We start from the raw sequence: 19075 nt of genomic DNA on the forward strand, positions 1-19075 counted from the left end.
CCGGCAGGCCTTGCGCAAGCTCGCGCCGCGCGTCTACAACGCGGTGATCGACGCGCCGTTCGGCAAGGTCGGCATCGTCACGAGCGCGGACGGCGTGCGCGAAATCCACTATCTGCCCGCTTCGACGCCGGGTGTCGCGCCCGATTCCGCACTCGCCGAACTGGCCGCCGCGCAGATCGTGCGCTACCTGGACGATGCGTCCGCGTCGTTCGATCTGCCGCTCGCGTCGCCGGGCACGAACTTTCAGCGCCGCGTCTGGGACGGCATCTGCTCGATCGAGGCGGGCGCGGTGCTGACCTACGGCGAACTCGCGCAACGCGTCGGCAGCATCAGCGCGCGCGCGGTGGGGCAGGCGTGCGGCTCGAACTATCTGCCGATCGTGATTCCGTGCCATCGCGTGGTCGCGGCGAGCGGCATCGGCGGCTTCAATCACCACGGCGGCGACGGCTTTTTCCGCGACGTCAAACGCTGGCTGCTCGCCCATGAAGGCGTAAGAATCCGATGACGAACACCCCCGCGCACGAAAACTCGCACGAAGACGCGCAAGATCACGAAGCCGATTTCGAGGACGATGCACAAGACCTCGACGATGCCGATGACGCCATCGACATCGACGAGACCGCACCGCTTTCCGCCACCGCCGCCGAAACGCTCGCCACGAGCCTGCTCGCCATCGACACGTTCTGCGACGCCATGTGGCTCGAACACGGTCTCTCGCGCAACACGCTCGACGCCTACCGGCGCGATCTGCGCCTGTTCGCCGAATGGCTCGCGCGCGCGCGCGAGCACGGTCTCGACGGCGTGCACGAAGACGATCTCTACGCCTACAGCGCACGCCGCAAGGAGGACAAATCGACGTCGGCGAATCGCCGTCTGTCGGTGTTCCGGCGCTACTACGGCTGGGCGCTGCGCGAGCGGCGCGTGAGCGTCGATCCCACCGTGCGCGTGCGTTCGGCGAAACAGCCGCCGCGTTTTCCCACCACGCTCACCGAAGCGCAGGTCGAAGCGCTGCTCAACGCGCCCGACGTGGCCACGCCGCTCGGGCTGCGCGACCGCACGATGCTCGAACTGATGTACGCGAGCGGACTGCGCGTGACCGAACTCGTCACGCTCAAGACCGTGGAAGTCGGCCTGAACGAAGGCGTCGTGCGCGTGCTCGGCAAGGGCTCGAAGGAGCGTCTGGTGCCGTTCGGCGAAGAGGCGTCGGCGTGGATCACACGTTATCTGCGCGAGTCGCGGCCCGCGCTGCTCGGTCCGCGCCCGGCCGACGCGCTGTTCGTGACGGCGCGCGCCGACGGCATGACGCGCCAGCAGTTCTGGCACATCATCAAGCGTCACGCGCTGAACGCGGGCGTGCACGCGCCGCTGTCGCCGCACACGCTGCGCCACGCGTTCGCCACGCACCTGCTCAATCACGGCGCCGATCTGCGCGTGGTGCAGATGCTGCTCGGCCACAGCGATATCTCGACCACGCAGATCTACACGCACGTCGCGCGCGAGCGTCTGCGTCTGCTGCATCAGAAGCATCATCCGCGCGGCTGAGCGCGAGCGCGTGGCCCACGCCGCTCGCGCATTACAATGCGCGCCATGAGCAAATCGAAACACGTCTCCGAAACGCCCGCCACGCAGATGCTGCGCCGCGCGGGCGTCGCGTTCGGCGAGCATCCTTACGAGTATGTCGATCATGGCGGCACGGGCGAGTCCGCGCGTCAGCTCGGCGTGGACGAGCATCGCGTCGTCAAGACGCTCGTGATGGAGGACGAGAACGCGAAGCCGCTCATCGTCCTGATGCACGGCGATCGCAAGGTGTCGACGAAGAATCTCGCGCGACAAATCGGCGCGAAGCGCGTCGAACCGTGCAAGCCCGAAGTCGCGAACCGTCATTCGGGCTATCTGGTCGGCGGCACGTCGCCGTTCGGCACCAAAAAGCGTATGCCGGTCTACGTCGAAGCGACGATTCTCGATCTCGACGAAATCTGGCTCAACGGCGGCAAACGCGGCTATCTGGTGAGTCTCGCGCCCGCCGTGCTGACGTCGCTGCTCGACGCGAAGCCGGTGCAGTGCGCGAGCGTCGAATAAGCTTCGGCGCACCGCGCGCGGGCCGGTACGCTCCCTGATTACCCTGGCGCGCCATCAAGGCGCGCTCGCGCTTCGGTAGAATGAGCGCCTTCGCCGCCGCGGCGCGGCCGTTGCGGGCATTGGCTGCGGGCCGGGCCCCGCGCGCTTCGTCTCACGCTTCGTTTCAATTACTTCGGGTTTCGTGCATGTACAACCTGTTCGTCGCCGTTCTGGCTTATCTGATCGGTTCGGTTTCGTTCGCGGTGATCGTGAGCGCCTTTATGGGCCTCGACGATCCGCGCTCCTACGGCTCCGGCAATCCGGGCGCGACCAACGTGCTGCGTAGCGGCAACAAAAAGGCCGCGATCCTCACGCTGATCGGCGACGCGTTCAAGGGCTGGCTCGCCGTCTGGCTCACGGTGCGTTTCGGGCCGCGTTTCGGTCTCGGCGACACGGCCGTCGCGCTGGCCGCCATCGCCGTGTTCCTCGGCCATCTGTACCCGGTGTTCTTCCGCTTCAAGGGCGGCAAGGGCGTGGCGACGGCCGCGGGCGTGCTGCTCGCGATCAATCCGGTGCTCGGCGGCCTGACGCTGCTCACGTGGCTGATCGTCGCGTTCTTCACGCGCTATTCGTCGCTGGCGGCGCTGGCCGCCGCGGTGTTCGCGCCGCTGTTCGACGTCTTCATGTTCGGCGCGCACGTGATCGCGCTCGCGATTCTCGCCATGAGCGCGCTGCTGTTCTGGCGTCATCGCGCCAACATCGGCAAGCTGATGAACGGCACCGAAAGCCGTATCGGCGATAAAAAGAAGAAGGCCGCCGCGAGCGAGTGAGCGCGCGCCGCGAGGGAAGCGCGGCGCGGCGCCCGAGCAAGATGTTCAAGTTGTGATCCGGGACGCATTTCCGGATCGTGTCGTCTGAACAGTTACGCGCATTTGTCTGACGTTTGGCCGCATTTTGTGCGCATTTGCACCAACATCGCGCCTTAAGTCGCCTGCCGGCGGGCCGTTAACGCGTATGTCATTTTCTTTGTGCCATACGTACTCGCGGTCCGAACTACTCCTTCCCCCGGCGCTCCCCATGTTCTCCACTATTCGCGCGCGCATCGTCGCGCTCTGCGTCTCTATCGTCGTCGTGGCGCTCGCCGCCAATACCGCACTCGACTACTACGTCGCCAGCTCGCACAACAAGGATTCGATCGACGCCACGCTCTCGGCCGTCGCGGCCAGTCACGCCGAAGGCATCGGCGAATGGGCGGCGACGCACGCGCGCATGATCGAATCGCTGCAGGACGCGGTGCTTCAGCCCGATCCGACGGCGGCGCTCAAGCAGGTCGCGGCGGCGGGTGGCTTCACCAACGTCTACGTGGGCTACGCCGATAAAACCGCGAAATTCTCCGATCCGACCGGCATTCCGCCCGATTACGATCCGACCGGCCGTCCCTGGTACAAGCAGGCGGTCGCGGCGGGCAAGGGCGTGCTGACGCCGCCTTACGTCGACGTGGGCACCGGCAAGCTGGTGGTGGCGTTCGCCGCGCCCGTGATCCGCGACGGCCAGGTGAAGGGCGTGATTTCCGGCGACGTCGCGATGGACGACGTGGTGTCGAACGTGCAGTCGATCCATCCGACGCCCGCGAGCTTCGGCATGCTGGTCGACAGCACGGGCCAGATCGTCGCGCACAACGACGCGAAGCTCACGCTCAAGCCGGTCACCGACCTTGCGCCGGAATTGACGGGCGACAAGCTGGCCGCGCTCGATGCGTCGGCGCGCCCGCCGTCCTTTGACGTGGGTGGCGACGCCAAGCTGATGCGCGCGCAGCCGATTCCGGGCACCGACTGGCGCCTGATCGTCGCGCTCGACCGCAGCGAAGCCACGGCGGGCATGCGCTCGCTGCTCACGGCGTCGCTGATCGCGCTCGTGGTGGTGGCCGTGGTGGCGGCGCTGGTGGTGGGCGCGGTCACGGCCGTGTCGTTCCAGCGCCTCTCGCGCATTCGCGACGCGATGGACGCGATCAGCGCGGGCGAGGGCGATCTCACGCAGCGCCTGCCCGCCACGGGCGACGACGAAGTGGCGCAGATCGCGCGCTCGTTCAACGCCTTCATGGACAAACTGCGCGACGTGATGCGCCATATTCGCGATGCGAGCGAGTCGGTGCGCACGGCGAGCGATGAGATCGCGGCGGGCAATGTCGATCTGTCGGGCCGCACCGAATCGGCGGCGGCGAGCCTCGAGCAAACGGCCGCGTCGATGGAAGAAATCACGGCGACGGTCGGCCAGTCGGCCAACGCGGCGCAGCAGGCGGATGTGACGGCCAATTCGGCGTCGGTGGTGGCGTCGCGCGGCGGCGCGGTGATCAACGACGTCGTCGATACGATGGGCGCGATCGAGAAGGCTTCGGTGAAGATCGCCGACATCATCGGCGTGATCGACGGCATCGCGTTCCAGACCAATATCCTGGCGCTCAACGCGGCCGTGGAAGCGGCGCGCGCGGGCGAGCAGGGGCGCGGTTTCGCGGTGGTCGCGGGCGAGGTGCGCAGCCTCGCGCAGCGTAGCGCGCAGGCGGCGCGCGAGATCAAGGCGCTGATCGAATCGACGGTGACGAGCGTGAATTCCGGCTCGCAACTCGTGCGCCGCGCGGGCGAAACGATGGACGAGATCGTGGCGAACGTGTCGAACGTGACGACCATCATCGCCGAGGTGACGAACGCGGCCGGCGAACAGACGCGCGGCATTCAGGAAGTGAACCGCGCCGTGAGCCAGCTCGACGAAATGGTTCAGCAGAACGCCGCGCTGGTCGAGCAGTCGACGGCGGCGGCGTCGGCGCTGCGCGGCCAGGCGATGCGGCTCGCGGAGGCGGTGGGGCAGTTCAGGCTCGATTGACGTCAAACACGCGGAAAAAACAGGCGGCGCTCAGGCGCCGCTTTTTTTTCGCCCGATGAGGCGTCCTACGCCATTCGGACGAGGTTTCAGGCGCGGCGCGCGTGGCTAAGCTGTGTTCTCGATCGCGCCGCCCGTTGGGATTGATCCAGTGCAAGAGAGTGCACGGAATGCGGGCCGCGCGGTGCTCCAGAAACCCAACGTTAGGTTATTGTCTACGCCATGCCCACACTGCTTCGCGTATCCGGCGCCCGCGTCGTGATCTATTCGAACGATCATCGGCCCGCGCACGTGCATGTCGAGAGTCCGCAAGGCTCGTGTGTGTTCAACCTCAATTGCCCGCTCGGGCCACTGGCGTTGCGCGAACGCTTCGCGCTCGGCGAGCGTGAAGTGGCGCGCCTCGCGCAGGCCATCGAACCCGAAGTCGCGCATCTGTGTCGCGAATGGCAGCGCATCGAAACCTGGAGAACGCAAACATGGCCAGCAGCAGGGAGCATCTCAACCACGAGTCCGTGGGCGGCGAATCCATCGGCCGCGAGCAGTTCGGCGCCGCAGCGGGGGCGGCACAGGCGAGTCCGGTTGCGGTCGCCGCGCGGTACAGCCGTACGCATCACAAACTCGAAGTGTCGTTCGCGAACGGTGTAGACATCGCCGTGCCCATCGCGCTCATTCAGGACCTGCAGATGCTCGCGCAAGCCCCCACGCCGGCCCAGCTCGCCGAAGTCGAAATCTGGGGCGGCGGGCAGTCGATCTACTTCCCGCGCCTGGACGAGTCGGTGTGGGCGCCGGGGCTGCTGCGCGGCGTCTACGGCACGAAGCTCTGGATGCGCGATCTGGCGCGTCAAATGGGCTCGGTCAAGTCGCCGGCGAAGGCCGCCGCCGCGCGCGAGAACGGGCGTAAGGGCGGGCGGCCGCGCAAGGCCGTCACATCCGGCGCTGGCGCGCAGGCGCTCGCCAGCGAGTCGGTGAGTCGCGCGGCGGCAGGGCCAACCGCCGTGGTGGCTGGCAAGGCGGCGCGCAAGCGTCCATGAGCGTCGTACGTGCTCGCACAGTTCGCGCCGGTTTTACCTTGACATGCAACCATATGGTTGCATAATAAAGTCCATGAACGACGACGCCGTATTTCGCGCACTCGCAGACGCGAGCCGCCGCCAGTTGCTGGACCGGCTGCACGCCAGGAATGGCCAGACGCTCTCGCAGCTCTGCGAAGGTCTGACGATGTCGCGCCAGGCGGTCACCAAGCATCTCGGCGTGCTCGAAGCGGCGAATCTCGTCGTCACCCGTCGCGAAGGGCGCGAGAAGCGTCATTTCATCAATCCGGTGCCCATCGGCGAAATGGCCGCGCGCTGGATCGGCAAGTTCGAGCGCGCGCAGGTGGACGCGCTCGTGGAACTCAAACATTCGCTCGAGGAGTAAGCGCGCGAAGCGCGCAGGCATCGAAGGCAGGAGGCAGCCATGAGCCAGCAAGACCGTGCAGCAACGCAGGCCGGCACGCACGCCGCGCAGGAGTCGGTGTTCGTCTACGTCACCTATATCCGCACCACGCCGCAGGCGCTCTGGACGGCGCTCACGAGCGCGGAATTCACCGCGCGCTACTGGCACGGCGTGCGCGCGGAAAGCGACTGGCAGCCGGGTGCGCCGTGGCAGTTGCGTTTCGCCGATGGCCGCGTGGCCGACTCGGGCGAGATCGTCGAGTCCGAGCCGCCGCACCGACTGGTGATCCGCTGGCGCAATCTGTTTCGCCCCGACCTGAACGCGGAAGGCGACTCGCTGTGCACGATGGAAATCGTCGCGCAGGACAACGTGGCGAAGCTCACGGTCACGCACCGAATGGCGCGGCCGGGGTCGAAGTTTATCGAGGCGGTGTCGGGCGGCTGGCCGCTCATCCTCTCGAACCTCAAGACGCTGCTGGAAACGGGCGAGGTGATGATGCCGCTGCTGTTCAAGCCCGACTGACGGCCTGAAAGCATGCGGAAAAATGCGCAGAAATGCGCAGAAATGCGCAGAAATGCGCAGAAATGCAAAGCGGGCGCGGCGCACACGTGAGTGCGCGCCGCGCCCGCCGAACCGACTATTGCGAGCGTTCGCGAAAGTTCGCGAACGCTCAGTCGCTCAGCATCAATCGCGGAAGTTATTGAAGTCGAGCGGCGTGTCGGTCACGTCCTTGCGCAGCATGGCGATCACGCTTTGCAGGTCGTCGCGCTTGGTGCCGGTCACACGCACGGCGTCGCCCTGAATGCTCGCCTGCACCTTGATCTTGCTGTCCTTCACGAGGCGCACGATCTTCTTCGCGAGATCGCCGGACACGCCCTTCTTCACGGTGATGATCTGCTTCACCTTGTCGCCGCCGATTTTCTCGATCTTGCCGTAGTCGAGAAAACGCACGTCGACATTGCGCTTGGCCAGTTTCGACAGCAGCACGTCCTTGACCTGGCCGAGCTTGAAATCGTCGTCGGCGAACGCGGTCAGCTCGCGTTCCTTTTGCTCGACGCGCGAATCCGAGCCCTTGAAGTCGAAGCGCGTGGAGATTTCCTTGTTGGATTGCTCGATCGCGTTCTTCACTTCGATCATGTTGGCTTCGCTGACGACGTCAAACGATGGCATTGCTTTCTCCCAAAAGTGCGAGTGGCGCTGCGCGGGCGGGCCGCACCGGCGTTTTCCGGCGGCGTCGCGCGCACTCGCTATAATCACGGACCGACGCTATTTTACCGGCGCCTTCGTGTTTGCCCAAGGTTGCCCGGCTTGGCCTGATCTGGCCCGCGTCTTCCGTCCGTCTTTTCCGTATCCGTTCTTCCGCGATGTCCGCTTCCGCCTTGTCTGCTGATCCGTCCCCGCGCAACAGCGTGTGGTTCGCCGCCGCATATCCGCTGCGTGCGCACAACACGTTCGGCTTCGATGTGCGCGCGCGCTATGCGTGCCGCGTCGAAAGCGAGGCCGATTTCGTCGCCGCGGTGCGCGATTCGCGCGCGCAAGGCTTGAGCACGCTCGTGTTGGGCGGCGGCAGCAACGTCGTGCTTACGCGCGACTTCGACGGCCTCGTGCTGCTGGTCGCGCTGGCGGGCAAGCGCGTCGTCCACGAGGACGACGATGCCTGGTACGTCCAGGCCGCCGCCGGTGAGAACTGGCACGATTTCGTCGCGTGGACGCTCGCGGCGGGCATGCCCGGCCTCGAAAATCTTGCGCTGATTCCCGGCACGGTGGGCGCCGCGCCGATCCAGAACATCGGCGCTTACGGGCTGGAAATGGGCGATCGCTGCGCGGCCGTGCGCGCGATCGAAGTGGAGACCGGCACGCCCTATGAATTCGACGCGGCCGCCTGCGAGTTCGGTTATCGCGACAGCTTCTTCAAGCGCGAAGGCCGCGACCGCTTCGTGATTACGGCGGTCACGTTCCGTCTGCCGAAGACGTGGCAGCCGAACGCCGGTTACGCCGATCTCGCGCGCGAAATCGCGCAGCGCGGAATGAGCGAAGCGCAGTGCGCGCAGGACGTGTTCGACGCCGTGGTGGCCGTGCGCCGCGCCAAGCTGCCCGATCCGCGCGTGCTCGGCAACGCGGGCAGCTTCTTCAAGAATCCGGTGATCGAGGGCGAGCAGTTCGACGCGCTCGTCATGCGCGAGCCGGGCGTCGTGTCGTATCCGCAAGCCGACGGGCGCGTGAAGCTCGCGGCGGGCTGGCTGATCGACCAGTGCGGCTGGAAAGGGCGCGCGCTGCGCGAGGCGGCCGTGCACGAGCGTCAGGCGCTGGTGCTCGTGAACCGTGGCGGCGCGACCGGTACGGATATTCTCGAACTGGCTCAGGCGATCCGCCACGACGTGCTCGCGCGCTTCGGCGTGGAGCTGGAGCAGGAACCGATCAGCCTCTAGGCCTTTCGTCCGTCGCGTAAAACCACGCACAAAAAAAACGCCGCGCCTTCGCAAGAAAGCGCGGCGTTTTTCATGGCGGAATGTCTCAGGCCGCGCTGTCCTGCGCGGTGAACACCGGCCCTTGCACGAAGCGCACGTCGTATTGCTGCAATTGCTCGAACTGCGCGGCATCGACCACTCGGTTGAAGATCAGCGGGATGCGCAGGCGCGCGGCGTAGCTCACGAGCGGCTTCACCATCGAATCGCGCAGGGCCGAGCCGGCATCCATCTTCACGAAATCGAGCCGCGCCATGTCGGAAACCGAAAGAATCTGGCCCGCATTCGGCAGATTGCCCGCCACCTTGAAGCCATAGCGCTGATAACTCTGCGTCAGGTAGCCGACGAAGGTCCGGTGCGCGACCGCCGCCGCCGGCAACTCGATCACCACTCGCCCCGGATTCAGACCGAACGAGACCAGCACGTTCGAAAAGTGCCGCCCGTGATCGTATTTCACGCTCTTGAGCAGACGCTCGTGCACGCGCAGAAAGAGCAGCCCATGCTGTTGCGAGCCGAGAAAGTTGATCGTGTGCAGCGCGCGCACGCAACGGTCGAGCGCGACCAGCTCGGGATCGTCGAGCGAATCGGAAAACGGATCGTAGGGCCCGATCTTGCCGTCGACTTCGCGCAGCGTCACGGCCTGAAAACCGAGTTCGTCGCCGAAACGCGAGGCCTGCGCGAGATCGGCCGTGAGCGATTGCGCGCCGCCGTGCACGCTGATGTCGTAGATCGGTTCGTAGGCGCTCAGCAGCTCCACGCCGCGCCGGTGAGCGACGGCCACGGCGCTGTGCGCGCCGGTCCCCATCGCCAGATGCTCGCCGAGAAAAGGGTGATCGGCGGCGCGGGCGACGAGCGCGGGAATGGTGGGAGCAAGCATGGTGACGAAAAAAGAAGGCGTCTCGGAGCGCGGAGTGATCGGATCGGGCAGCCTCGGGGCCGCATGACTCGATGTTAGCAGTCCGCCGGCCCGCGGCATGCATGGATTGGTGATAACGATATCCACGCAAGCGCAGCTTTGCCGGGGTTTCAGCGTCCTCCTAGGGTTTACGTTGAATTTCACTAATCATAATCCGTTTTACTATTCGTAAATCGCGCGACGGATTCTGTCAGAGAAAGCCGACGCGCCAGGCTCGATCAATCGAAAGTCGGCGTGCCGAGGGGCGTCTATGCTGAAGACGCGTCTGCACGCAGAACATGGAGACAGTGATGAATGCACCCTTGCGCCACGCCGCGGCCAATCGCGCCGCGACCGACGGCTACATGAGCGGCTTCGCCAACGAGTTCGCGACCGAGGCGCTGCCCGGCGCGCTGCCGGCCGCGCAGAACTCGCCGCAGCGCTGCGCGTACGGCCTCTACGCCGAGCAGCTTTCGGGCACCGCCTTCACGGCGCCGCGCTCGCACAACCGCCGCACGTGGTTCTATCGGATCCGTCCGGGCGCGGTGCATCAGCCGTTCACGCCGCTCGTCGCGCACGCCCAGATCGGCGGCGCGACGCGCCTCGTCGCCGATTTCAACGACGTGCCGCCCACGCCGCCCAACCAGTTGCGCTGGGATCCGCTGCCGATGCCGTCCGAGCCGACCGACTTCATCGACGGCTGGGTGACGATGGCGGGCAACGGCTCGGCGGCGTCGATGAGCGGTTGCGCGATCCATCTCTACGCGGCCAACCGCGCGATGACCGACCGCTTCTTCTTCAATACCGATGGCGAACTGCTGATCGTGCCGCAGGAAGGGCGCCTGTCGATTCGCACGGAAATGGGCAAGCTCGACGTCGAGCCGTTCGAAATCGCGGTGATTCCGCGCGGCGTACGCTTCACGGTGGATCTGCCGGACGGCACGGCGCGCGGCTATATCTGCGAAAACTTCGGCGCGCTGCTGCGTCTGCCGGATCTGGGCGTGATCGGCTCGAACGGCCTCGCGAATCCGCGCGATTTCCTCACGCCGCACGCCGCTTACGAAGATCTCGAAGGACAGTTCGAGCTCGTCACCAAGCTCAACGGTCAGCTCTGGCGCGCCGACATCGGCCATTCGCCGCTCGACGTGGTGGCCTGGCACGGCAACTACGCGCCGTACAAATACGATCTGCGCCACTTCAATACGATCGGCTCGATCAGCTTCGACCATCCGGATCCGTCGATCTTCCTCGTGCTGCACGCGCCGACCGACACGCCGGGCGTCGATTCGATCGACTTCGTGATCTTCCCGCCGCGCTGGCTCGCGGCCGAGAACACCTTCCGTCCGCCCTGGTATCACCGCAACGTCGCGAGCGAGTTCATGGGCCTCGTGCACGGCGCGTACGACGCGAAGGCCGAGGGCTTCGTGCCGGGTGGATCGAGCCTGCACAACTGCATGTCGGGCCATGGCCCGGACGCCGAGACCTTCGAAAAAGCCTCGAACGCCGATACGACGAAGCCGCACAAGGTCGGCGACACGATGGCGTTCATGTTCGAGACCCGCACGCTGATCCGGCCGACGCGCTTCGCGCTCGAAACGGCGCAGTTGCAGGCGCATTACTACGAGTGCTGGCAAGGCCTCGAAAAACATTTCAATCCGGAGCAGCAATGAGCAGCCAATCCCTTCCCGACGACCTGCGCGCCACGCTCGACCCGCGGCGCAAGAGCTGGATCGAGTCCGCCAACGACGCCGCGTGCGAATTCCCGATCCAGAATCTGCCGTTCGGCGTGTTCAGCACGGCGCAGCATGCCTCGCCGCGCGTGGGCGTGGCGATCGGCGATTCGGTGATCGACCTGGCGGTGTTGCATGACGCGGGCGTGCTGAGGCTGCCGGCTTCGGTGCAGCAGAACGTGTTCGCGCGCGGCGCGCTCAATGACTTCATCGAACTGGGTCGCGACGTGTGGCGCAGCGTGCGTGTGCAGCTTTCGTCGCTGCTTGCGCGCGATACGGCCGCCTTGCGCGACGACGCGGCTTTGCGTGCGCGCGCGCTCGTGAAGCTCGCGGATGCGACGCTGCATCTGCCGGTGAATATTCCGGGCTATACCGACTTTTATTCGTCGAAGGAACACGCGACGAACGTGGGATCGATGTTTCGGGATCCGAAGAATGCGCTATTGCCGAACTGGTCGGAAATGCCGATCGGTTATAACGGACGCGCTTCTTCCGTGGTGGTGAGCGGCACGCCGGTGCGTCGGCCCAATGGGCAGTTGAAGTTGCCGGATCAGGATCGGCCGGTGTTCGGTGCGTGCCGCAAGCTCGATATCGAACTGGAGACGGGATTCGTGATCGGGCGCGGCAATGCGCTGGGCGAGCCGATCGCGTGCGAGGACGCCGAGGCGCATATTTTCGGCATGGTGCTGCTCAACGACTGGAGCGCGCGCGATATTCAGCAGTGGGAATATGTGCCGCTCGGGCCGTTCAATGCGAAGACTTTTGCTTCGACGATTTCGCCCTGGATTGTGACGCTTGATGCTTTGGAGCCGTTCCGCGTTGCGCAGCCGGTGCAGGAGCCGCAGCCGCTCGCGTATTTGCGGCATGGCGGGGAGCATGCTTTCGATATCGAGCTGGAAGTGTTGTTGCAGCCGGCCGGGGCGCAGGAGGCGTCGACGATTTCGCGGACTAACTTCCGGCACATGTACTGGAGCATGGCGCAGCAGCTTGCGCATCATACGGTGAGCGGGTGTAACACGCGCGTCGGCGATTTGATGGGGTCCGGGACGATCTCCGGGCCTACGGCGGATTCGTTTGGGAGCTTGCTTGAGATTACCTGGAACGCGAAGAATCCTGTTGAGTTGAAAGGGGGCGCTACGCGGGGTTTTATTGAGGATGGGGATGTGTTGACGCTGCGGGGGTGGTGTCAGGGGGAGGGGTATCGGGTGGGGTTTGGGGAGTGTGTTGGGGAGGTTGTGGCTGCGGTGGGGTGATTGGTTGTTTTTGGGCTTTTGTTGTTTGTTGTTTTCTTGTTTTCGTGTCGGTGTGCACGCGTCGCCCCTGTGCGGGGCGGCACCTACTTTTCTTTGCAGCCGCAAAGAAAAGTAGGCAAAAGAAAGCGGCTCACACCGCCAGTGTGACGCCGTCCACCTCGCACCTTCGCAGGTAGTGGTTCCGGGGCGTCTGTCGCTTCGCACCACCCAACTGAGTGACAAAGCCGTCATTCATCCGGGGGCGCTCCGCGCCCCGTGGGGCATGGCAGCAAACCGAAGGTTTGCGAGTGCCCCGAAAATTCAATGAGCACCCGTGGTTTCCCCCCGCATACCCGGCCGTTGCGCGTTGAGCGCAACGGGATGTGAGGATGCCTTGTCACTACGTGGGAGGGCGCGGGGTGACGGATGCTCCTGCACCACTCCGAGGGAGGGCGAGTGAAACACAGCGAAGCATTAGCGGTGTGAGCGGCTTTCTTTTGCCTACTTTTCTTTGCCGCTGCAAAGAAAAGTAGGTGCCGCCCCGCACAGGGGCAACGCCTGCATACCGACAAGAAAACAGGAAAAAGCCAAAACAAAAAAATCACCGAATATGCGAAGCAGTAGCCAAACCTCGCACGCGTTCCCACCTCAAAGCCCCAAGAAAAACAACAGCGGCCCCAAACAAAACCCAAACCATGGCATCGCGCCCGGCACGCTCCATCAGAGCCCCGGTAACAATAGGCCCACCAAAACTGGCCACACTCCATGAAGCACTAACAAGCGCACTAGCCGAAACGAGCGCCCCGCCTTCAAACCGCTCACCGCAGGCAACAATCGCCAACGTATAAACAGACCCCGCAGCGGCCCCCAAAACAAAGAGCAAAGGCCACCGCAACCAGGGCGTCCCCACAGCAAAAGGCAACAAAGGCAACAACACAACGACGATCAGGCCCATCAACCCATGCACCCGCTCGCGCCCAAGCCGATCGGCGAGCCACCCGATGGGAAACTGCATCGTCGTATCGCCGAGCAACACAACCGAAGCAAACAGCACGGCCAGCTCGCTCCCAATCCCATGCCCCATCGCGAATAGCGGCAGCAACGACAGCGCAAGCGTATCGAACAACGCAAAAAAACCGGTCGCGATAATCAGCGCCGGCATCTTTGGCAACACATGCCGCCAACTCCCATGCGGCTCATGCAGATCCGATTTGTGCGGACTCGACCGGATGGCAAACAGCATCGGCAACGCGATCAGGAAAATCGCCCCGCAGATCGCAAACCGCCACGCCGTATAGTCCGCGATCTGGCTCACCAGCACGGGCCCGGACATCTGAAACAAGGTAAAGGTCGTCGCGTAGATGGCGACCACGCGCCCGCGATTGGAATCGTCCGCGAGTTCGTTGACCCACGCTTCGCCGATCGTGAACAGCAGCATGAGCGCCGCGCCGCACACCATCCGCAGCGCCGCCCACACCCACAGATTCGCGCAGGTCTGCATGAGCGCAGTGGCCGCCGCGACCGCAATCACCGATCCGACGATCACTTGCCGCGAGCCGAATCGCCCCGCGATCCACGCCGTGAGTGGCACGACGATCAGCCCGCCGAGCGCCTGCGCGGCAGTCAGCAGGCCGACGATGGCGCTGCCGTAACCGGCGTCGGTGAGGGCGAGGGCCGTGAGCGGCAGCGTCGCGCCGGAGCCCAGGCCGACCACGGCCACGCTCAGGATCAGCGCGAGGAAATCTCGGGTAAGGACGGTTTTCATCGGGCGCCATCCTACACTGCGCACGCGAAAAACGCGGCATGGGCTGCCGCGCTACGTCAGTCAATCAGCGCGTCCTCGCTCCGGGCTTCGAGCTTCAAGTCGAAACGTCCCGCTCAGGCGACCGACGTCGGCCCGTTGACCGCCACGCGGCGACGCGCGCGTCGCTCGAGCTGCGCCGAGACGAAGGTGAGCCCGAGCGCGGCGAGCGCCATCGCGAGCCCGACCCACGGCAGCGACGTCAACGGCGCGCCCGCGCTGATCGCCACGCCGCCGATCCACGCGCCGCTCGCATTGCCGAGGTTGAACGCGCCCTGGTTCAGCGTCGAGGCGAGGTTCGGCGCATGGCTCGCGCGATTGACGATGAGAATCTGCAGCGGCGGCACGATCGCAAACGCGAGCACGCCCCACACGAAAATGGTCGCCATCGCCGCGATCTGATCGTGCATCGTGAACGCGAACACGGCGAGCAGCACGCCGATCATCGCGAGCAGACTCAGCAGCGAGCGCATCAGCTTCCAGTCGGCGAGCTTGCCGCCGAGCGTGCTGCCCACCGTCAGCCCGAGGCCGAACAGCAGCAGCACGAAGGTCACTTCGTGCGGCGAGAATCCGCTCACGTCTTCGAGAATCGGCGTGATGTAGGTGAACACCGAGAACAGGCTCGCCGACGCCAGCACGCTCATGCCCAACACCATCAGCACCTGCGGATTCTTGAGCACGCTGAATTCGTGCACGAGGCTCGCCTTCTGCATTTCGATGTGCTTCGGCAGGCACACTTGCAGCGCGAGCGCCGCGAAGAGACCGATCACCGTCACGGCCCAGAACGTCGTGCGCCAGCCCGCAAGCTGACCGAGCGCGGTGCCGAGCGGCACGCCCAGCACGTTGGCGAGCGTGAGGCCCGTGAACATCAGCGCGATCGCCTGGGCGCGCCGGTTGGGCGCGACGAGTCCGGCCGCCACCACCGAGCCGATGCCGAAGAACGCGCCGTGACAGAACGCCGTGACGATGCGTGCGGCCATCAGGATCGAATAGGTCGGCGCCAGCGCACACAGCAGATTGCCGACGATGAAGATGCCGATCAGCCGCATCAACGCCGCCTTGCGCGGCACGTTGGCGATGGCGATCGCCACGATGGGCGCACCGAGCGTCACGCCCAGCGCGTACGCCGAGACCAGCATGCCGGCGGCCGGAATCGACACGGACAGATCGCGCGCGACGTCGGGCAGCAATCCCATGATGACGAATTCGGTGGTACCGATACCAAACGCGGCGACGGCAAGGGCAAGCAGGGGCAAGGGCATGGACGTGTGGGCCGGTTCTCGGCGGGGACGGCGTGGTCGGTTCGGTTCGCGAGGCCGGCGGTGAGCGGCTCGCGCGCTGTTTTTGTGCGACGGTCGTGCTGATTGTGCTGAACGTGCTGAATTTGGCGTACTGATTAAGCCAATGCCGAATTGTACTGAAATGCGCCGCGCCGCATCCGGCACGCTTTTCTTGCGTTCTTCTTACGCAACACGGCTCGCGACGGTGGTGTCTTGACGATTTCTTCAGGTTACGTCGATGGTGCGGCGCAGACGCGAGCCGCACCATGCTTTCACGATCCAGCCCGCGCCAGTCAAGGCTCCGCGCACGCGGGGCTCGCCGCCACGCCAGTTTGCGGCGCGGGCTGCATCGTCCGCGACGCGCATCGCGGGCCGGTTGGGGATGCGCGACTCTTTCCTGGAGCGATGACATGAACACCTTGAGCACCGTACGCATCGCGGTGGCCTGCTCGGCCGCCTTGCTGGCAGGACTTGCCTGGGCCGATTCGTCGACCGATACGACGTCGCCGCCGCCGTCGGCATCGCAGGACGTGGGCGGCACGCCCATGAACAACAGCGCGTCGGGCGCGCCCATCGCGCTCACGCACGCGCAGGTCTATCAGGACCTGGTGCGCTCCGAGCAGTCGGGCGAACGCGCGCGTCTGAACAACGACCTCTATCACGGTAACTGAAACGCGGTAACCAGGACGGCATCCGCTCGCAGCGGACGGCAGATCGGCGGCGGCCAGGCGCGCGGCGTTCAGCGCGGCTGGCTGCCGCCGATGTGCTTTTCGATCAGGCGCATGCGTCCGCCCGGACGATAGGGCGCGAACCACGGATTCGAGCGCAATTCGCAGAGCCGCGAACTGCGCTCGGCGAGCGCGGCGTCGAGCCAGTGATACATCGGCTCGGGTTGCGAGAGCCGCGCGTAGAGTTCGGCGAGCAGCAGCGGCGAGGTGTACTGGCAGCGCCGCCGTTCGAGCAGATCGTCGAGATACCAGTGCAGCACCGCGTCGTAACCGCCCGCATCCCATTGCGCGCGAATCGCCGCCGCGCGCGCGTGCTGGTCGCAGCGCACCAGCGCTTCCTCGGTCGCGTCGACGGCCTGCGCGTAGTGCTTTTTCACTTCGAACGCCGTCGCCAGCACCTGATAGACGAGCGGCGCATGCTCGCGATGGCCCGGCGACAGATACTCGCTCGCCACTTCCGCATGCTTGCCCGCGAGCACCATGCCGAACGCGCGCGAGCCCTGGAACGCGAGTGGATCGATCTTCTCCGCGCGCTCCAGCGCCGCGTGGCCTTCCGCGCGTCGGCCCGCCGCGAGTAGCAGGCGCGCGTAGAGCCGGTGCGCTTCCGGATAGCTCGGGTTGCGCTTGAGCGCTTCCTTGAAACCGGCTTCGGCGCGCGGCCAGTCCCACTCGAAAAAGTAGCGCACGGCGGCGAGCGCGTGATGCGCCTCGGGCAGATCGGGGTCGAGTTCGAGTGCGTTGTGGGCGAGCGCGCGCGCGAGCGGCCAGCCGTCGTCGGGTGCGTAGAGGCCGTGCACGACCGTCGATCCGTAATAGTTCGAGAGCCCCGCATAGCCGAGCGCGTAGTTCGGATCGCGTTCGATGGCCGCTTCGAAATAGGCGCGGCTGCGCGAAAAATCCTCGCCGTCGATGTTGTGATGCGCGCAGAACGCGGCGTCGAAATGCACGCGCCGATACCAGAAGTAGCGCCCGCGCACGTACGCGTCATGCGCCGCCGGATCGACGGGCAGACGACGCGCGAGCAGCGAGCGCTGCTGGTCGGACAGCGTGGAGGCCAGATCGTCGACGATGGCGGCCGCGACTTCCTTCGGCAGATCGAGCGCGCGCGGCGAAACCGGTTCGTGCGCGCGGCTCCAGATCTGCACTTCGTCGGCGCAACGAATCAGACGCGCGAGAATGCGCGCGCGCCGCGCGTCGCGCGTGAGCGAGCCTTCGAGCACATAGTCGAGCTTCAACTCGCGCGCGATTTCGCCGATGCTCTTCGCGGTGTCGCGATAACGCGCGGCCGTGGTGCGCGCGATCATGCGCAGACGGTCCGCGCCCAGCGCGCCGAGCGTCGCCGAGATCTCGTCGGCGAGCGCGCTGCACAGGCACTCCTCGCGACCGTCGCCGGTGAGGTTTGCAAACGGCAGCACCAGCACGCGCACGGCCGCGCGCGCGGCGGGCTCGTTCGACGGCGCGCTCGCAAAACGCGCGCCGTCGAGGCGATAGCCCTTGCCCTTCACGGTCACGAGATGGCGCGGCTTGAGCGGGTCGTCGGCGAGCGCGATGCGGATCTTGCGGATCGCCGTGTTGATGCCGTTCTCGGTGTCGCGATACGGATTGCCGTGCCACAGACGCTCGACGATATCGGCGCGCGAGATCAGTTCGCCGTGCCGCGACGCGAGCAGGATCAGCAGGTCCATCGGCAGGCGTTCGAGCCGCACGGCCTCGCCGTCGCGCCGAAGCTGATAACGCTCGACATCGAGCTCGAAATCCGCGAACCGGATGACGCGATCCGACGACATGGGATCACTCCCTGATGCGCGTGCGGGGTTGTTGTTCGCGTCGGCGTTTCGTCTGAGGATTGCCCGGAAGGAAGCGGGCCGATGCAGTGTGGCGGACGGCGCGGGCGGTGCATCGTGGCGACTGACAGTTTCAATTTAGCGCCTTGAACAAAGGCCTTCAAGAATCATGTGAGGTTAGATTTTCGCGCGCTCAAAGCGGTTCGCCGTGACGTCCCGCGCCTTGCGCGAAACGCGCGGCCATCGGCAGCCCTTCGTCGAGCACCGCGCGATAGCCGCCCGCGCCTTCGCGGCGCAACGCTTCGGCGAAGTCGTCGAGCGCGCTGTTGTCCCAGGCCGAGCGGCGATCGGCGAGCAGCGCGGCTTGCGGGAACGCAGCGAGCGTCGCCGCGAGCGCTTCGGCTTCGGCTTCGGCGCGCGCGCGTCCTTTTCCGACGACGCGATTCGCGAGACCGAAGTCGAGCGCCTCGCGCGCGTCGACGGCGCGGCCCGTGAGGATCAGATCGAGCGCGCGCGACAGACCGATCAGGCGCGGCAGACGCACCGTGCCGCCGTCGATCAGCGGCACGCCCACGCGGCGGCAGAACACGCCGAGCACGGCGTCTTCTTCGACGATGCGCAGATCGCAGAGCAGCGCGAGTTCGAGGCCGCCCGCGACGGCGTAGCCCGTCACGGCCGCGATGAACGGCTTCGCGAGCCGCATGCGCGTGGGGCCGAGCGGACCGGGCCCGCTGCCGTCTTCGCGCAGCGTGTTGCGTCGCGCGTCGTCGTTGAGCGCACCGAGATCGGCGCCC

At 65.8% G+C, this 19075-nt stretch carries 18 protein-coding genes; 12 read left to right on the forward strand and 6 right to left on the reverse strand.

Going from position 1 to position 19075, the window contains the following annotated elements; translation table 11 throughout:
• Nucleotides 1-10 precede the first annotated feature (10 nt).
• From G3N97_RS14130 to G3N97_RS14170, 8 genes are all read left to right on the forward strand, one after another.
• Nucleotides 11-505 carry a methylated-DNA--[protein]-cysteine S-methyltransferase gene (locus tag G3N97_RS14130; protein WP_241030575.1) on the forward strand — a complete coding sequence of 165 codons (495 nt, stop codon included), beginning with the start codon at nucleotides 11-13 and terminating at the stop codon, nucleotides 503-505.
• Nucleotides 502-1542, forward strand: a complete 1041-nt coding sequence (xerD, locus tag G3N97_RS14135; RefSeq protein WP_205993771.1) for a site-specific tyrosine recombinase XerD — start codon at nucleotides 502-504, stop codon at nucleotides 1540-1542. The genes G3N97_RS14130 and xerD overlap by 4 nt, the downstream gene beginning before the upstream one ends.
• Nucleotides 1543-1587: 45 nt before the next feature.
• Nucleotides 1588-2079, forward strand: coding sequence for a Cys-tRNA(Pro) deacylase (gene ybaK / locus G3N97_RS14140; RefSeq protein WP_065057360.1), 492 nt, complete (start codon nucleotides 1588-1590; stop codon nucleotides 2077-2079).
• 185 nt (nucleotides 2080-2264) lie between these two features.
• Nucleotides 2265-2888: a glycerol-3-phosphate 1-O-acyltransferase PlsY gene (plsY, locus tag G3N97_RS14145; protein ID WP_205993774.1), complete on the forward strand. Its 624-nt coding sequence runs from the start codon at nucleotides 2265-2267 to the stop codon at nucleotides 2886-2888.
• Nucleotides 2889-3135: 247 nt separating this feature from the next.
• Nucleotides 3136-4935, forward strand: a complete 1800-nt coding sequence (locus G3N97_RS14150; protein WP_205993775.1) for a methyl-accepting chemotaxis protein — start codon at nucleotides 3136-3138, stop codon at nucleotides 4933-4935.
• A gap of 473 nt (nucleotides 4936-5408) precedes the next feature.
• Nucleotides 5409-5963: a DUF2442 domain-containing protein gene (locus G3N97_RS14160; RefSeq protein ID WP_241030573.1), complete on the forward strand. Its 555-nt coding sequence runs from the start codon at nucleotides 5409-5411 to the stop codon at nucleotides 5961-5963.
• 73 nt (nucleotides 5964-6036) lie between these two features.
• On the forward strand, nucleotides 6037-6348 hold the full coding sequence (locus G3N97_RS14165; protein ID WP_110325511.1) for a metalloregulator ArsR/SmtB family transcription factor: 312 nt from the start codon (nucleotides 6037-6039) through the stop codon (nucleotides 6346-6348).
• 39 nt (nucleotides 6349-6387) lie between these two features.
• Nucleotides 6388-6888, forward strand: a complete 501-nt coding sequence (locus G3N97_RS14170) for an SRPBCC family protein (RefSeq protein WP_205993781.1) — start codon at nucleotides 6388-6390, stop codon at nucleotides 6886-6888.
• 162 nt (nucleotides 6889-7050) lie between these two features.
• Here the strand turns inward: G3N97_RS14170 and G3N97_RS14175 are convergent, their stop codons facing one another.
• Complete coding sequence (locus G3N97_RS14175; RefSeq protein WP_065057196.1) at nucleotides 7051-7536, reverse strand: YajQ family cyclic di-GMP-binding protein; 486 nt, start codon at nucleotides 7534-7536, stop codon at nucleotides 7051-7053.
• A gap of 194 nt (nucleotides 7537-7730) precedes the next feature.
• Here G3N97_RS14175 and murB point away from each other — a divergent pair, with 194 nt between their 5' ends.
• A complete protein-coding gene (gene murB / locus G3N97_RS14180) occupies nucleotides 7731-8795 on the forward strand; it encodes a UDP-N-acetylmuramate dehydrogenase (RefSeq protein ID WP_205993784.1) in 1065 nt (354 codons plus the stop codon).
• Nucleotides 8796-8880: 85 nt separating this feature from the next.
• Here murB and G3N97_RS14185 read toward each other — a convergent pair whose 3' ends face one another.
• The gene (locus G3N97_RS14185) at nucleotides 8881-9708 is read right to left on the reverse strand and encodes an EAL domain-containing protein (protein WP_176080444.1); all 828 of its coding nucleotides are present in this window, start codon (nucleotides 9706-9708) and stop codon (nucleotides 8881-8883) included.
• 329 nt (nucleotides 9709-10037) lie between these two features.
• Between G3N97_RS14185 and hmgA the strand changes: the two genes are divergently transcribed.
• Together hmgA and fahA are read left to right on the forward strand one after the other, a co-directional pair.
• Nucleotides 10038-11396 (forward strand): homogentisate 1,2-dioxygenase, encoded by a 1359-nt coding sequence (hmgA, locus tag G3N97_RS14190; protein ID WP_205993786.1) that lies wholly within the window; start codon nucleotides 10038-10040, stop codon nucleotides 11394-11396.
• Nucleotides 11393-12709 carry a fumarylacetoacetase gene (gene fahA / locus G3N97_RS14195; protein WP_205993788.1) on the forward strand — a complete coding sequence of 439 codons (1317 nt, stop codon included), beginning with the start codon at nucleotides 11393-11395 and terminating at the stop codon, nucleotides 12707-12709. The genes hmgA and fahA overlap by 4 nt, the downstream gene beginning before the upstream one ends.
• 580 nt (nucleotides 12710-13289) lie before the next feature.
• Here fahA and G3N97_RS14200 read toward each other — a convergent pair.
• Both G3N97_RS14200 and G3N97_RS14205 read right to left on the reverse strand, forming a co-directional pair.
• The gene (locus G3N97_RS14200) at nucleotides 13290-14453 is read right to left on the reverse strand and encodes an MFS transporter (protein ID WP_205993790.1); all 1164 of its coding nucleotides are present in this window, start codon (nucleotides 14451-14453) and stop codon (nucleotides 13290-13292) included.
• A 113-nt stretch (nucleotides 14454-14566) separates the two neighbouring features.
• Entirely contained in the window at nucleotides 14567-15751 is a 1185-nt protein-coding gene (locus G3N97_RS14205) for an MFS transporter (protein ID WP_205993792.1), read from the reverse strand.
• Between the two features lie 428 nt (nucleotides 15752-16179).
• Here G3N97_RS14205 and G3N97_RS14210 point away from each other — a divergent pair, with 428 nt between their 5' ends.
• Nucleotides 16180-16440, forward strand: coding sequence for a hypothetical protein (locus G3N97_RS14210; protein WP_241030574.1), 261 nt, complete (start codon nucleotides 16180-16182; stop codon nucleotides 16438-16440).
• A gap of 68 nt (nucleotides 16441-16508) precedes the next feature.
• Here G3N97_RS14210 and G3N97_RS14215 read toward each other — a convergent pair whose 3' ends face one another.
• The gene (locus tag G3N97_RS14215) at nucleotides 16509-18284 is read right to left on the reverse strand and encodes a winged helix-turn-helix domain-containing protein (RefSeq protein WP_205993794.1); all 1776 of its coding nucleotides are present in this window, start codon (nucleotides 18282-18284) and stop codon (nucleotides 16509-16511) included.
• Between the two features lie 190 nt (nucleotides 18285-18474).
• Nucleotides 18475-19075, reverse strand: a 601-nt coding sequence (locus tag G3N97_RS14220) for a crotonase/enoyl-CoA hydratase family protein (protein ID WP_205993796.1), incomplete at its 5' end; no start/stop codon positions are given.

Origin of the sequence: Paraburkholderia sp. Ac-20347, assembly GCF_017104805.1 — a bacterium.
GTDB lineage: Bacteria > Pseudomonadota > Gammaproteobacteria > Burkholderiales > Burkholderiaceae > Paraburkholderia > Paraburkholderia tropica.